Raw genomic sequence first — 13,749 nt, forward strand, 5'->3', positions numbered from 1 at the left:
TCTGAAGCGGCGCATCACGTTCCTGGCCAAGGCGGAGTACTTCACGGCGCCGGGTTTCAGGGGCCGGCTGACCGCGCTCGTTCTCCGCGGTGCCGGGCAGATTTCGGTGGACAGGTCGGGCAGGGCCGCAGGGCAGGCGGCGCTCCAGAAGGGGCTGGGGGTGCTGGCGAAGGGGGGAACTGCTCGCGATCTATCCGGAGGGCACGCGTTCACCCGACGGCCGACTGTACAGGGGCAAGGCCGGGGTGGCGGTGATGGCTCTGGGCGCGCAGGTTCCGGTGATTCCGTGCGCGATGGTGGGCACGTTCCAGATCCGGGCTCCGGGACGTGTCCTGCCGAGACTCCCGGCGGTCACGATCCGTTTCGGCAAGCCGCTGGACTTCTCGCGCTTTGCGGGGATGGCGCACCAGAAGACGGTGCTGCGGGCCGTCACCGACGAGATCACGTACGCGATCTTGCGGCTGCCGGGCCAGGAGTACGTGGACCGGTATGCGGCCGACGTGAAGGCCGCACAGGCGATGGGGCGGCGGGGCTGAGGTCCCGCCGCCCTTGGGAGCGATCCAGTCCGAACGGCCGTCCCAAGCGAGAGCCATGCGACCACCACACCGGCCCCGAAGACCTCTTGTCCGCTCATGCGGCACTGTCACGTTGACTGACCGGGTGGGATGATCTTCTGGTTGGTCATGCTGGGAGGGGCCGTCCGTGGACAGCGCGCCGCCGTTGCACCAGGGGCACCGGTACCTGGTCGAGGTCATCGCGCACTGCGTGGGGCGGTACTTCCGCTTCCCGCTGTCGTTCCGCGAGGCCGGGGAGCTGATGCCCGGGCGCGGTGTGATCGTCTCCCCCGAGACGGTTCACCGGTGGTACGCCAAGTTCTGGCAGGGCTACGCCAACGGCCTGCGCCGCCGACGGCCCCGGTCCGGCGACACGTGGCACCTGGACGAGGTCTTCATCAAGATCAACGGTGTGCGGCAGTATCTGTGGCGGGCCGTCGTCCAGGACGGCAACGTCCTGGACGTCCTGGTCCGGTCGAGGCGGGACGCCAAGGCCGCCAAGCGGTTCCTGGCCAAGCTCATGCAGAAGCAGCAGCGGGTGCCCCGGGTGCTGGTCACCGACAAGCTCCGCCCCTGCGGCACCGCCCACCGGGAGCTGATGCCCTCGGTCGAGCATCGCTGTCACCAGGGCCTGAACCACCGGGCCGAGAACAGCGACCAACCCACCCGGCAGTGCGAACGGGCCATGAAGGGCTTCCGCAGCGTGGGCGCAGCCCAGCGGTTCCTGTCCGCGTTCAGCGGCATCGCACCCCATTTCCGGCCCCGCCGCCACCGGATGACCGCCGCCGAACACCGAGCCGAGATGACCATCCGGTTCACCCTCTGGGGCCACATCACCAAGAACATCGGCCTGCCCGCCCAGGGCTGAGCCTCGGCCCGGAACCCGGCCCCATCACACTCCAACGCCCCGTCAGGCACCCCCGCACCCACCAACGTGACAGCGCCTTCGGCCAGTCTGCCGCAGGCGCTGTCAGACGGCTCCTATCGCGTGCCGCCCACCTTGTTGCACACCCTTGTTGGACACGCATGCCCGCCTGCTGCCATCCGGACGTCGACACGCCGAGCCGGAGCCGACCGCTGGTGTCCAGCAAGGATGTCCAACAGCTACCGACTCGGGGCCGCTACAGCGACGCGGGAAGTGGCTGCCCTCTGTGGGCTTTGTAGGGGATGCGCTCGTCGTCGAGGTGACGCTGGTGCAGCGCCGCGCCCCGAGGGGCGGTTGAACGGGGGCATGATCCTCGCCGTGACCGGCCTCCTCGCGGACATCGCCTACGGCGTGGCGGGCGGCGGCCGGCTGGTGGAGCACGCGGGCCCTGCCGCCGGGTGCCTCGCCCGGTCACCGCTGCCGCCTGCGCACTGCCGCTCTACGCGACCCGGCGCGGCGCGCGCTGAGCCCTGGCCCTGCTCGGCGCGGACCGCCAGGCGGTCCGCGCCGAGCGCCCAGGGGTGCCTCAGCACTGCGCCGACTTGCGCCACGAGCACTCCAGGTCCACGTTGCTCTCCGTGCTCCGGACGGCCTTCGGCCGCACCGTCACCGCCCGGTTCTCGTCGGACGAGGCGAGGGTGACCACGATGGCGTCCTCGATGCTCTTGACCGAGCCGGCGAGATAGTTGTTGAGGACGACGCTGTAGACGAGTTCGCGTCCGCCCGCGTCGGTGACGTATCCCGACAGGGCCGACGCGCCCGTCAACGACCCCGTCTTGCCACGCGCGTTGAGCGCGGCCGGCGTGCCGCACAGACGCGAGCGCAACGTACCGCCGACGAAGCGGTTCGGGTCACAGGCCACCGGGAGGGCCCGGTACCAGTCGGCGTACCAGGGCTCGGTGCGCACCGACAGGAGCAGCTTGGCGAGCTGGTCCGCGGGGACGCTGTCCATCCGGGACAGCCCGGAACCGTCGACCTGGCGCAGCTTGCCCGGGTCGACGCCAACGCGCTTCAGGTAGCCGCTGATGCCGGCGAGGCCGGCATCCCAGGTGCCGCGCCCGGAGGTCTCGTATCCGATCGCCTTGGTCAGCGCCTCGGCGTGCATGTTGTTGGACAGCTTCATAAACGGGATCAGCAGCTCCTTGAGGGGCATGGACTCGTGCGTGGCGAGCCTGCGCGCGCCCTTCGGAGTCGCCTCGCCGAGCCGGGTCGCCCCGGTGACGCGCACGCCGTGCGCGGCCAGCGCGTCACGGAAGACGTCCGCGGCGTAGCCGGTGGGCTCCCAGACGCTGACCCACTCCTTGGCGGTGGCGCCGCCCACAGGCAGGGTGCCGCTGACGGTGACGGTGTTGGTGCCGTGCTGCCGCTCGACGGTGAGGTCGCTCGGGCCGCCCCGGTCGACGGTGGTCGCGCGCACGTCGAGGTGGACGTAGTGGTTGGCCGGGGTGACGGTGGTGCGCGGCCGGTCGCCGGGCTTGTCCCCCGGCGCCGCATGCACGATGACCGTGCCGGTGTCGTAGTCGGTGTCGGGGGCGACGCTCAGCGCGGAGGTCTGCGCCGAGTAGTACGAGGATTCGTCGTCGGAGGCCCAGGAGCGGCCGAGCCGTTGGTCGTCGAAGCGGGTGTCGTCGGCGACCAGGCGCCCGGTGACGCGCCGCACCCCCGAGTCGGCGAGCGCGGTGGCGAGCCGGTCGTAGTCCTCGGCGAGCAGGGTCGGATCGCCGGTGCCGCGCAGATACAGGTCGCCGTCGAGCACGGAGCCGTGCCGGGCACCGGTCGACAGGACGTCGGTGGTGAAGCGGTGGTCGGGGCCGAGCAGCGCCATGGCCGCGGCCGAGGTGAGCAACTTGGTGTTGGAGGCGGGCATGAGCCGCCCGCTCGGCAGGTGCTGATAAAGGACCGCGCCGGTCTTCGCGTCGGCGACGACGACGCTCGCGGCGCCGCCGTCCATGCGGGCGTCGCCGAGGATCGTGTCGATGGCCTCCGGCAGCCCGGTCCGGTCACCGTCCGCCCCCGCGGGCGAGCTCCAGCTGAACGTCGCCGCGACCACGGCGGCGACGACGGGCCAGATCCAGTGGCGCATACGGATGGTGCGTCTCACGGGTCTACTCATGCCACAGGAGCATCCCGGATCCCGGCCGACGGCAACAGACCCCCGCGCCGAGCCGCACCCCGCCACCGCTGCGCAAGCGTCCGGTGTGACCGATCACCACCACCTCGCCACGCACCTCACTTCCGGCCTGTAGGCCTTCCCCGTGATGGTGGGCACGCTTCGTTGCTCACGCGGCGAGCGTGAGCTTGGCCGCGTGGTGTCGGCGTTCGTATTCGTCGGGGCTGAGGTGGCCGTTGGCGGAGTGCCTGCGGCGGGTGTTGCAGCGGGTCAGCCATCCGAAGACGGTCGTACTGCGGCGGCTTCACACCGGAGACGGGATCGTCGTCGAACAGCCCCAGCCGGTACGCGTCCAGCAGGATCGCCTTCAGCTTGTCGAACGCGTTCGCCCGCGCGGCCAGGCCGACGCCGTCGCGCTCCATGCTCAGGAGGAAGGCTTCGACGACCTTGTGGTCGAAGGTGCTCATCCGCCGGCTGCCCAGCAGCGGCAGCAGGTGGATGCTCAGCAGCGACTCCAGATGGCCCACCGACGGCCGGCCCCAGATCCCGCGGCCGGCCTCCCCCCGGGCGGCGTACTCCTCGAACCGCATCGCCCCGTACTTCGCGATGCGCTCCGCCTTCGCCTGCCCCCGCGGCGCCGCCTTCTTCGCGTTGCAGACCTCCGCCAAACGCGCGATCGCCTTGTCCTGGGTCGCGAACCCGGACCCCTTCACCTGTTTCCCGGCCGTCGACCGGTACCGGATCTTGTACGGGTGCGGGCACTTCGACCACCGCGACCGCGGATGCTCACACTCCTTGAAAAACGACCCCACCCCACGAACCAGGTCCGTGGCACTCACGGTTGCCGACTCCTCCGGGACCGATGCTGACAGTTTGCTCACCGTCGGCGGTCCGGAACGCCGCTGACCTGCGCTGATGCGCGCACGGTTCGCCATGTTCTGGCACTGGACCGGCCGGACCCGGGAGGAGATCGAACAGGCCCGCCGGGACTGGATGGAAGGCACCCGCTTCGGCGAGGTGAAGGGCTACGACGGTGCCCCGCTGCCCGCCCCCGAGCTGCCGCCGGGGCCGCTGAAGCCCCGCGGAAGGGTTCGCTGACCTGCGGAGACGGCTGACTGGTTGGTGACGGGTGGGCGACTCGCCGTCGTGCCTTGTCTCCCGTCCCTCCACCGCGTGCGGGAGGGACGCTGGACGTGCTGCAGGCCCCTGTCGGGCTCGGAAAGTCATCGCCGCAGGTAGCAGCGGTCGGGCGATCTCGGCTGGCACCATGTCCGCGTGTTCGCTTCGATGCTGTACGAGGTGGCCCGCAAGCTGTTGTCCGTTCCCGGGGTACTGCTGCGCCACGACACAGCAAAGGATGCCGAGTTGCTCGTGCTCCGGCATCAGAACGCAGTACTGCGCCGCCAGATCGCCGGCCCGGTCCGCTACGAGCCCGCGGATCGGTTCTGGCCGGCGGCACTGTCCAGTCTGACACCCCGTCACCGCTGGCAGGCAGTCTTCCCCCGTCACGCCCGGCACGCTACTGGCCTGGCATCGCCGACTCATCGCACCGAAGTGGGACCACAGTACCCGGCGCGCCCGCACCGGGCGCCCCCCCCGACCAGAGCGGCGCTCAAGAACCTCGTGCTACGGCTCGCTCGGGAAAACGCGAGGTGGGGCCACCGGCGGATCCAGGGCGAGCTCGCTCGTCCCGGGCACCCGATCGCCGCATCCACGGTATGGGAGATCCTGCATGCAGCCGGCACCGACCCCGCCCCGCGCCGCACCGGTCCGAGTTGGCGCGAGTTCCTGACCCACCAGGCCGAGGGCATCGTGGCCGCGGACTTCTTCCATCTCGACACCGCCCGGGGGCACCGGTTGTACGCGCCGGCGTTCCTCGAGCACGGCACCCGACGCCTGCACATCACCGGCGTCACCGCCCACCCCAGCCGGGAGTGGGTGGTGCAGCAGGCACGGAATGTCGCCGCCGATCTGGGCGTCCGCATCGAGTCCCTGCGGTTCCTCCTGCGCGACCGCGACGGCACGTACGGGCCTGCCTTCGACGCCGTCTTCCAGGCCGAAGACATGGAGGTACCACTCAGCGCACCGCGGGCTCCCCGGATGAACGCACATTGCGAGCGGGTGATCGGCACCATCCGGCGTGAAGCGCTGGATCACGTCCTGGTCATGAACGAGGCCCACGCCCGACACGTTCTCGCTGACTTCCAACGGCACTGCAACACGCATCGGCCCCATCGGTCCCGGAATCAACTGCCTCCCGACGCCCAGGATCAACCCGCCACTGTGCACGATCTGGGCAGCCGCAGGCTCCTGCGCACTCGCGTCCTCGGTGGCACCCTCAACGAGTACCGCTACGCCGCTTGACCAGCAGCGATGACTTTTCGAGCCCGACACGCGAGTTCGCATCCGATGCAATCGGCGGCGGATGGGACATTGGTACAGCCGTTGGCGCTGAGAATGATCATGCGCGAGGGCTTGGCGCCGGTTTTCGTTCCGAGGTTCCTCGACCGGCACGGAGACGCACCCATGCTCCCAAAGTAGTGCGCGTGTACTCGCAGCCGTCGCTCTCGTCGACGAGGACTGGCGGAGAGCCGGTGTTCAGACCCTGCGGTGTTCCACCGTGTCCTTGGCTTCGGGAATCGCGGTCCGGGCCGTGCCGGTGGTGGCGAAGCGTTGGCGGTAGGCGGTGGGGGTGATGCCGAGGTGGCGGACGAAGACGCGGCGGAGGGTCTCGTCGCTGCCGAAGCCGCTGTGCCGGGCCGCCGAGGTGACGCTGTGCCCGTCGAGGAGGAGTTGTTGGGCGCGGTCGAGACGGACCCGCTCGACCCAGCGGGCGGGGGTGGTGCCCAGTTCGGTGTGGAACAACCGGGTCAGGTGCCGGGGACTGACGGCCGCGGCGCGGGCCATGGACGGCAGGCCGTGATCAGCGGCCGGGTCGGCCAGCACGGAACTGATCAGGGTGCGCAGGAGGTCATTGCGCGCGGGCGGGGTGGTGGCCGTGGTGAATTGTGACTGTCCGCCTGGACGCTGCAGGAAGACGACCAGTTCGCGTGCGATGCGGCGGGCCGCATCGGCTCCGTGGTCGTCCTCGACGATGGCCAGTGTCAGGTCGATGCCCGCGCTGATACCGGCGGAGGTGATGAACCGTCCGTCCCGGACATGGATCGCATCCGGCTCGACGCGTACCCGGGGGTGACGGCGGGCGAGTGTGTCGGCGTGCCGCCAGTGGGTGGTCGCCCGGCGCCCGTCGAGCAGGCCGAGTTCGGCCAGGACGAAGGCGCCGGTGCACACCGAGGCGACCCGCGTTGCCCGTGCGGCCACGGTGCGGGTCGTCGCCAGCAGCTCCGCGTCCATCGGCTGCTCGGTCAGGCGGTCGCCTCCGGCCACGAGCGCCGTGTCGATCCGGCCGGCCTCGGCCGCCGTCACGGTGCCGCTCAGCGGCATCCCGGTCGAGGTCCTGACCTCTCCACCGCACGCGGAGATCAGGACTAGGTCGTAGGGGTGGTCGAGCCGGCTCGCCTGGTGCAGGACCTCCGCGGGGCCGCTGACGTCCAGCATGGTCACACCGTCGAACACCACGAAACCCACGCGATGCGTCATGTCTGGATCTGTGGTTTCTCTGGCAGAAAAGACATGGCGCCATGGTACGTGCCCGGCGACCCTGGAAGGGAAGCCGGACCGCTGAGACAAGGGAGTGGAGAGAGATCATGAGCGAGACGGTCGCGAGTGTGCGGATCCCGGACAGCACTCTGGCGCGGGAGGCGACCGAACTGGTCCGTGAGGCAGCCTCACCGCTGCTGTTCGACCACTCCCGGCGCGTGTTCCTGTGGGGATCGCTGCGCGGGCGCGAACAGGGGCTCCGGTTCGATCCGGAGCTGCTGTACGTCGGGGCGATGTTCCACGACCTGGGGCTGACCAAGCGGTTCCGCCGCACCGACCAGCGCTTCGAGATCGACGGTGCCGACGAGGCACGACAGTTCCTGCACGCCCACGGCATCACCGGCGAGGAGGCCGACCGGGTCTGGACGGCGATCGCCCTGCACACCACGCCGGAGATCCCGCTGCACATGGCCCCCGAGATCGCCCTGGTCACCCGGGGAGTGGAACTGGACGTCCTGGGCATCGGCTACCACGCGGTCTCCGACGAACAGCGTGCGGCCGTGGTGGAGGCCCACCCCCGCCCGGACTTCAAGAACCACATCCTGGCCGCGTTCACCGAGGGCATCAAGGACCGCCCCGAGACGACGTTCGGCAACGTCAAGGCCGACGTACTCGCCCACTACGTGCCCGGATTCGTCCGCGGCGACTTCGTCGAGGTCATCAAGAACTCCGCCTGGCCCGAATAACCCCGACCCCTCGACCGACGAGGACCGGCCGGCGCCACAAGCGCGGTGACAGCGTCGTCATCCGACCCGGCTTCAGCCAGTTCACCCCCTGTACGTACGGTTGTACGCACTTGCCTCCCGATCACGTCGAGGTCACTCATGCCCGCCCAGCAGCCGAGTCCTGCCGTTGCCAACGTGCCGCTCCTGATCCCGCCTCGCCACGACAGCGGTGGAACGACAAGCGCTCCCCGCGATGACGTCTCGGCTCCAGGGGAGATCGACCCGTCGGTCTGGCGTGTTGTCGGTGATCCGCTGGTCGCGGCGCCCGCGGGGGGCGTGTTGTCCGGCTCCCGGATCGCGGTGAAGGACCTCTTCGCTGTCGCCGGCCATGCGATCGGGGCGGGAAATCCGGCATGGCTGCGCGAGGCACCGATCGAGTCCGCCCACGCCGCGGCCGTCCAGGCCCTGCTGCAGGCAGGGGCGGACGTCACCGGTATCGCACGGGCCGACGAGCTGGCCTACGGCCTGTCCGGGCTCAACACGCACTACGGGATGCCACCGAATCCCGCGGCGCCCGGGCGGGTACCCGGAGGGTCCTCGAGCGGCTCGGCCAGCGCCGTCGCCCTGGGTCTGGCCGACATCGGTCTGGGCACCGACACGGCGGGCTCGGTGCGGGTGCCGACCTCCTACTGCGGGCTGTACAGTCTGCGGCCGTCACACGGTCTGGTCCCGGACACCGGCCAGATCGGTCTCGCACCCTCGTTCGACACCGTGAGCTGGATCACCCGAACACCGCAACTGCTCAGCCGGGTGTCCGACGTGCTCCTTCCGCGGCGACCCGCTCAGCCGATCAAACGGCTGCTCCTGGCCACGGACCTGTTCGACCTGGTGGACCCGGCACTGCGTCTGCCGCTGCACGACGCAGCCCACGAGTGGGCGGACCGGCTGGCCGTCCCGCTGCAGCCGAGGAGCAGCACCTGCGCCGCACATCTCGAGGAGTGGGCGGAGGCGCTGGGTGTCCTCCAGGCCGTGGAGATGTGGCAGCTGCACGGCAGCTGGCTGCAGGCGCACCGCGAGGCCGTCTCGCCCCTCGTCGCAGACGCCATCGCTGCGGGCGAGGGCATGCCGGCCGAATACCTCGCGTGGGCCCGGGACACCGTGATCCAGGCGCGGAGCACGCTCGCCGAACTGATCCCGCCCGGGACCGCGCTCGTACAGCCGGCGGCCCCAACGGCGGCTCCCCCGCCCGGCCCGGCCGTCACCGGCATGGCACTGCGTACCGCGACCGTGCAGCTGATCTGCGCTGCAAGCGTGGCGGGCCTGCCGGTCCTGACCCTGCCCGGAGTGCAGAGCCAGGTCGGCCCCGTCGGGATCAGTCTCGTCGCGACCGCCGGAAGCGATCGCGCCCTGACCGCCGCACTCGCCGATCACACCGCCGACTCCGCGACCCTGACACCGTCCTGACACCCCTGCACGCCTCCCTGCCGGAGGCGTGAAGTGCTGCCCCGATGACCGCATCGGCCAGCAACGTTGTCCTTGCCGAAGCGGCTCGCCGTGGAGGCGCCGGCAGCCCCACGGGGGATTTTCCCACGCCGGGCGCAGCACCGGGGCGCGGACGGAGCGCACGGTGCGGGGCCGGCCCGGGCGCTCCGTCCGGGACTGGGCGGCGTGGCGGCGGGCGACCAGGTCGCGGCGCCGCCGTAGCACCGTGTCCGGCCGGACCGGCGGCCGCAGCCTGTGCGGTACCTCCGACGGGAGCCGGTACGGCAGCGCCGCCGGGAGCGCCCGGTCGCTCGGGCTGGACCGCACCTTCTCCTTACCGGGTTGGCGCTCCGGCACCGACAGTTGGTGGCGCAGGGCGAGGATCTCCACGTCCGTGTCCCGATCGCTCATCGACAGCAGGCGCAGCAGGGCGAACGCGTTCGCCCTGCCCAGGTGGGCCGGTCGCAGCAGCACGGTTGGTCATCATGCCGCGTTGGTCGACAGCCGCGCGACGGCGCAGACCCGACCGACCGCGCTCGACATCCCGTACACCCCTCACACCGGCTCCGACCAGAGCGGATGAGGTCACCGGCAAGCGCAGGTTCAGGTGTCAGGCTCGCGTCTGACTCGTTGTCTCTGCCATGGGTCGGGGAAACTTCGGCGTGCTCAAGACCCGCTGGGTGTTCCCCAACCGCCACTCGCGGCACTCCTGGGCACCTCCAAGGCGCTGATCGGGGCGCCGTCCACGAAGCCACCCGAGTCCTTCAGGCCCTCGACCGCACCATTCCCACCGGCGCCATCACCGTGACCACGGCCGACCAACTCGCCGCCATCGCCGGCCACGCGCTGAGCCGATGAACCCGTACCCGGAACCGAGGAGTTATTTTTCGACAGCTCCCCGGCCCGTCAGGCGGATGCCTGTCCGCTGATCTCCGCCGGCAACTCCAGCGACCTCAGCCACGCCCCCCTGTCGATGGCCGAGGACACGATGACCAACTCGTCCGCCTGGGCGAGCTCGGTGAAGCGGTCCAGGTAATCCTTGACCTCGGCGGAATTGCCGACGGTGGTGTACTGGAGCATTTGCAGAACCTGCTGTCCGGCGGGGGTCTCGAGGATCACGTCCGCCTCCTCCGGCGTGAACGTCCGGCCGCCTCGGCCGAGCATCTGGGTCACGCGGTGGCGCTTCGTGGCGTGGAAATGCTCCTGGGCGTCTTCCGTCGTGTCCGCCGCGATGACGTTGACGCCGGCGATGACGTACGGCTTGTCCAGTTGCGCCGACGGCTGGAATCCGCCCTGTGCATGACTGTGTGGCCGGTCTGGGCGACGAGTGTGGTGAACAGGTGCTGGATCTCGTTGCAGGTCAGCGGGATCAGGTCGTCCGGAGCCCGTTCCTGTGCACGTTCATCGGCGGTTGCCGCGGCAAGGAAAGCGTGGGCGAGCATCGCGAGGGTGACCCAGCGGTGCCAGGATGTCCAGCGCCTGACCTGGTGTTCGTCGAGCCCGGCCAGGCCCTTGCCGGACTGGAAGGTCTCCTCGACCGTCCACCTGCGTCCTGCCACCTCCACGAGGGTGGACAGCGGCACTCGGGCTGCCGAGTAGCAGCGGTGGAAGGCGAGTTCGCCGGTGCGCCGGTTGCGGCGGACGAGCAGGTGGCGATGGCCGGGCCGGTCGTCGGCGATGTCGGCCAGGGCCCAGTCGTAGAAGCGGTGCCCTTTGGCTCCGGCGCCGGCGGAGAGCTTCTGCCAGGCCCGCTTCGGCAGCTTCTTGGCCAGGACGTCGGCGCGGAACTTGCCCGCGCGGGTGGTGATCTGGTGGTCGCAGGCGACGGCGAGGACGTAGCCGACCTGCCGTCCCTCCAGCGTGGTCCGTAGGTGCGGGTTGCCTCCGTGGACCTCGTCACCGGCCACCCAGGAGGCGGGGACGCCGGCGTCCAACGCACGGCCGATCATGCGTGCGGCGAGCGCGGGTTTCGTGGCGAAGCCGACGGTGTCAGGGATCCCGGCCGCACGGCAGCGGGCCGTGTCCTGGGTCCAGGAGCGCGGAACGTGTAGTTCCCGGTCGACCGCCGCGTGCCCCCGCGGGGTCGAGTAGGCGAGGTAAACGGCCACCTGACTGTTCTCGACGCGTCCGGCGGTGCCGGTGTGCTGACGCTGCACGCCCACCGTGGCGGTGCCCTTCTTCAGGTCGCCGGTCTCATCGACGGCCAACACCACGTCGTGGTCGTGCAGTTGCTCGACGACGAAGCTGCGGATGTCGTCGCGGACCGCGTCGGCGTCCCACCTGGCCCTGGACAGCAGGTGCCGCAGGCCGTCCGGGGTTGCGTCCCCGGCGTACTCGGCGAGCGTCCAGCAATTCTTGCGTGGCAGGTCCGACAGCGAACCGAGCACCATCGCCCTTGCTCGGCGCCGCGGTTCCACCCGGGCGAACCGCCCCGCGATGCGGCCCATCAGGACCTCGAATCTGGCCTGCCACCGGGCAGGATCTATGCTGTGACCTGCGGCCACCGTCTGATCTTCTGTCTTCACACACCGATGATCACCGGTGGCCGCACCGGTTCCCGGACCAGCCCCAGAGCCTCGGTGAAAGTCGCGTGATGTCTGATTCTGAGAGGACCCTGGCGTGTTCAACTTCGGGATCGAAAGCTACCGGCCCCAATGGCTCAACGGTCGCTCCGCGGTCGTGGCAGGCCACGGTCAGCAGCTGCGTGCGCTCATCGGCCGCCCGTTGACCCATGCCTGGCTGGTCTGGGACGTTCAGGGCAGCGAGTGGTTCTCCGACTGCCCAGTCCTGCTCGACTTCACCGGAGAACAGGTTGAGATCAACCACGCAAAGTTCGACGACCTCTCGATCACCTGGAACACGGCCGACCCCCACCAGCCGGTCCAGTGGCCCGACTTCGATCTCCAGTGGCGCCACGACATGCGCCCCGAGCTGCACGCCCTGCAGGGCCAGGTCCTCCAGGACGTCGAACTCCTCGAATGGACCGGGAGCGACATGGCCCAGGGAACAGTCGCCGTCAGCTTCTGCTTCCCCCGCAGCCAACTGACCATCTTCAACGCCCTCGACGAGAACGGGCTGACCGTCGGGCCACCGGAGTCGCGCTACCAGCGTCACTCACTGCGCTAAAGCACCCGCCCCGAAAACCGGGCACCCTCACGCGTGCCGAGGCCCTGGGACCAGCCTGGTGCCGGCGGTCACCCCCCCCCGGCGGCACCGGCTCCCGCCCCGGGGGACCTGCCGCCCAGCCCCGGGACCAGCACCGCCGCCACCGCCAGGTGCATCAGGGCGAGGGAGACCCGGGTGCCGCCGTCCATGCCGTCGCCGATGAACGGCAGGAAGGACACGGCCAGTACGGCGCCGGCCACCCCGGTCCAGATGGCGCGGGCGCGCCGCGCCCCGAACCGCTCCAGGGCGGCCAGCAGTCCCCAGCCGGAGAGCGACGCGAGCAGTGCGACGACCGCCACGGGCGCGGCGCCGATGTCGAGCGTCTGCTCGCCGTCGGCGATCCGCAGCCGGTGCCCCAGCAGCGGGTCCGCGACCAGCCACACCAGGACGGGGGCCAGGACGGCCAGGGCCGCAACCCCCAGGCGCCTTCTCCGCGCGCTCACCTGGCGCCCCCCGAGAGCGCCCCGTGCAGGAAGACCTCCACCAGCTCCCGCGCGGTCAGGTCGGGCTCGTCCTCCGTACGCGGCTGGGTGAAGAGCAGCCCGAAGAAGAGGGCCGCGATCTGCTCCGGCGGCCGGCGCAGGGCGGCCTTGTCGGGCTCCAGCAGTTCCGCGAGGGCCGCGTGGATACGGGTCGTCGACTCGTCGCGGCCCGCGCCGCGCACCGTGCCGGGGTGCTTGCCGCCGCGATGCCCCAGCGAGCCGGCGATCGCGCCCATCCGGGACAGGTGCGCCTGCAGCGCCTCGGCCGCCTCCGCGAGCCGGTCGGGCAGCGGCTGGGACACGTCGATCGCGTCGAGCTCGCGGACCGCGTGCTCGGGGGAGAGCGCCTCGGCCATGCAGGCCTGCAGCAGTTCGTCCTTGTCGGCGAAGACCCGGAAGATCGTGCCCTCGCCGATGCCCGCGGCGCGGGCGATCTTCGCGGTGGTCACCGCGGCGCCGTACTCGGCGATCAGCGGGATCGCGGTCTGGATGATCATTTCGCGGCGCCGCTCCGGCGACATGCCGGGGGCGCGGCGGCGGGTGGTCGGGTTCTCCCTGGGTGCTGTCATGACCGCGAGAGTACGGAGTGAGGACTCACTCCGTCAATGAGTGAGGACTCACTCCGTCAATGAGTGAGTCCTCACTCCGCCCACTTTTCCCGTACTCGGCTGATTGCCGATGGCAGCCCACCAAAATCCACGACTAC

The 13,749-nt window shown here is 70.5% G+C and carries 12 protein-coding genes and 4 pseudogenes; 9 read left to right on the top strand and 7 right to left on the bottom strand.

Features of this window, described 5'->3' with window-relative positions; genetic code table 11:
* Position 1: 1 nt before the first annotated feature.
* Positions 2-536 (top strand): annotated as a pseudogene (locus ACVW19_RS32005) (lysophospholipid acyltransferase family protein); the annotation flags it as partial.
* Positions 537-702: 166 nt separating this feature from the next.
* Positions 703-1,422, top strand: coding sequence for an IS6 family transposase (locus ACVW19_RS32010; protein WP_457463886.1), 720 nt, complete (start codon positions 703-705; stop codon positions 1,420-1,422).
* Between the two features lie 583 nt (positions 1,423-2,005).
* Here ACVW19_RS32010 and dacB read toward each other — a convergent pair.
* A complete protein-coding gene (gene dacB / locus ACVW19_RS32015; RefSeq protein WP_457463888.1) occupies positions 2,006-3,592 on the bottom strand; it encodes a D-alanyl-D-alanine carboxypeptidase/D-alanyl-D-alanine endopeptidase in 1,587 nt (528 codons plus the stop codon).
* Positions 3,593-3,708: 116 nt separating this feature from the next.
* Complete coding sequence (locus ACVW19_RS32020) at positions 3,709-4,428, bottom strand: hypothetical protein (protein WP_457463889.1); 720 nt, start codon at positions 4,426-4,428, stop codon at positions 3,709-3,711.
* A 94-nt stretch (positions 4,429-4,522) separates the two neighbouring features.
* On the opposite strand from ACVW19_RS32020, the pseudogene ACVW19_RS32025 reads away from it, so the two are divergent.
* A pseudogene (locus ACVW19_RS32025) lies at positions 4,523-4,687 on the top strand (pirin family protein); the annotation flags it as partial.
* 177 nt (positions 4,688-4,864) lie between these two features.
* Positions 4,865-5,953, top strand: a pseudogene (locus ACVW19_RS32030) (integrase core domain-containing protein).
* 234 nt (positions 5,954-6,187) lie between these two features.
* On the opposite strand, the gene ACVW19_RS32035 reads toward ACVW19_RS32030, so the two are convergent.
* The gene (locus ACVW19_RS32035; protein ID WP_457463891.1) at positions 6,188-7,189 is read right to left on the bottom strand and encodes a GlxA family transcriptional regulator; all 1,002 of its coding nucleotides are present in this window, start codon (positions 7,187-7,189) and stop codon (positions 6,188-6,190) included.
* Between the two features lie 107 nt (positions 7,190-7,296).
* On the opposite strand from ACVW19_RS32035, the gene ACVW19_RS32040 reads away from it, so the two are divergent.
* The 4 genes and pseudogenes from ACVW19_RS32040 to ACVW19_RS32055 all read left to right on the top strand — a co-directional run.
* Positions 7,297-7,935 carry an HD domain-containing protein gene (locus ACVW19_RS32040; protein WP_457463893.1) on the top strand — a complete coding sequence of 213 codons (639 nt, stop codon included), beginning with the start codon at positions 7,297-7,299 and terminating at the stop codon, positions 7,933-7,935.
* A 174-nt stretch (positions 7,936-8,109) separates the two neighbouring features.
* The gene (locus ACVW19_RS32045; RefSeq protein ID WP_457463895.1) at positions 8,110-9,378 is read left to right on the top strand and encodes an amidase family protein; all 1,269 of its coding nucleotides are present in this window, start codon (positions 8,110-8,112) and stop codon (positions 9,376-9,378) included.
* 244 nt (positions 9,379-9,622) lie between these two features.
* On the top strand, positions 9,623-9,979 hold the full coding sequence (locus tag ACVW19_RS32050; RefSeq protein ID WP_457463897.1) for a hypothetical protein: 357 nt from the start codon (positions 9,623-9,625) through the stop codon (positions 9,977-9,979).
* Between the two features lie 79 nt (positions 9,980-10,058).
* Positions 10,059-10,254 (top strand): annotated as a pseudogene (locus ACVW19_RS32055) (ISAzo13 family transposase); the annotation flags it as partial.
* Positions 10,255-10,302: 48 nt separating this feature from the next.
* On the opposite strand, the gene ACVW19_RS32060 reads toward ACVW19_RS32055, so the two are convergent.
* The gene (locus ACVW19_RS32060; protein ID WP_457463898.1) at positions 10,303-10,569 is read right to left on the bottom strand and encodes a hypothetical protein; all 267 of its coding nucleotides are present in this window, start codon (positions 10,567-10,569) and stop codon (positions 10,303-10,305) included.
* A complete protein-coding gene (locus ACVW19_RS32065; protein WP_457464876.1) occupies positions 10,566-11,843 on the bottom strand; it encodes an IS701 family transposase in 1,278 nt (425 codons plus the stop codon). The genes ACVW19_RS32060 and ACVW19_RS32065 overlap by 4 nt, the downstream gene beginning before the upstream one ends.
* A 172-nt stretch (positions 11,844-12,015) precedes the next feature.
* Between ACVW19_RS32065 and ACVW19_RS32070 the strand changes: the two genes are divergently transcribed.
* The gene (locus ACVW19_RS32070) at positions 12,016-12,522 is read left to right on the top strand and encodes a hypothetical protein (RefSeq protein WP_457463900.1); all 507 of its coding nucleotides are present in this window, start codon (positions 12,016-12,018) and stop codon (positions 12,520-12,522) included.
* Positions 12,523-12,590: 68 nt separating this feature from the next.
* Here ACVW19_RS32070 and ACVW19_RS32075 read toward each other — a convergent pair whose 3' ends face one another.
* Together ACVW19_RS32075 and ACVW19_RS32080 are read right to left on the bottom strand one after the other, a co-directional pair.
* Complete coding sequence (locus ACVW19_RS32075; protein WP_457463902.1) at positions 12,591-13,004, bottom strand: DUF6069 family protein; 414 nt, start codon at positions 13,002-13,004, stop codon at positions 12,591-12,593.
* Entirely contained in the window at positions 13,001-13,612 is a 612-nt protein-coding gene (locus ACVW19_RS32080; RefSeq protein WP_457463903.1) for a TetR/AcrR family transcriptional regulator, read from the bottom strand. The genes ACVW19_RS32075 and ACVW19_RS32080 overlap by 4 nt, the downstream gene beginning before the upstream one ends.
* Positions 13,613-13,749 lie beyond the last annotated feature (137 nt).

The sequence above is a fragment of the Streptomyces sp. TE5632 genome (assembly GCF_054061295.1).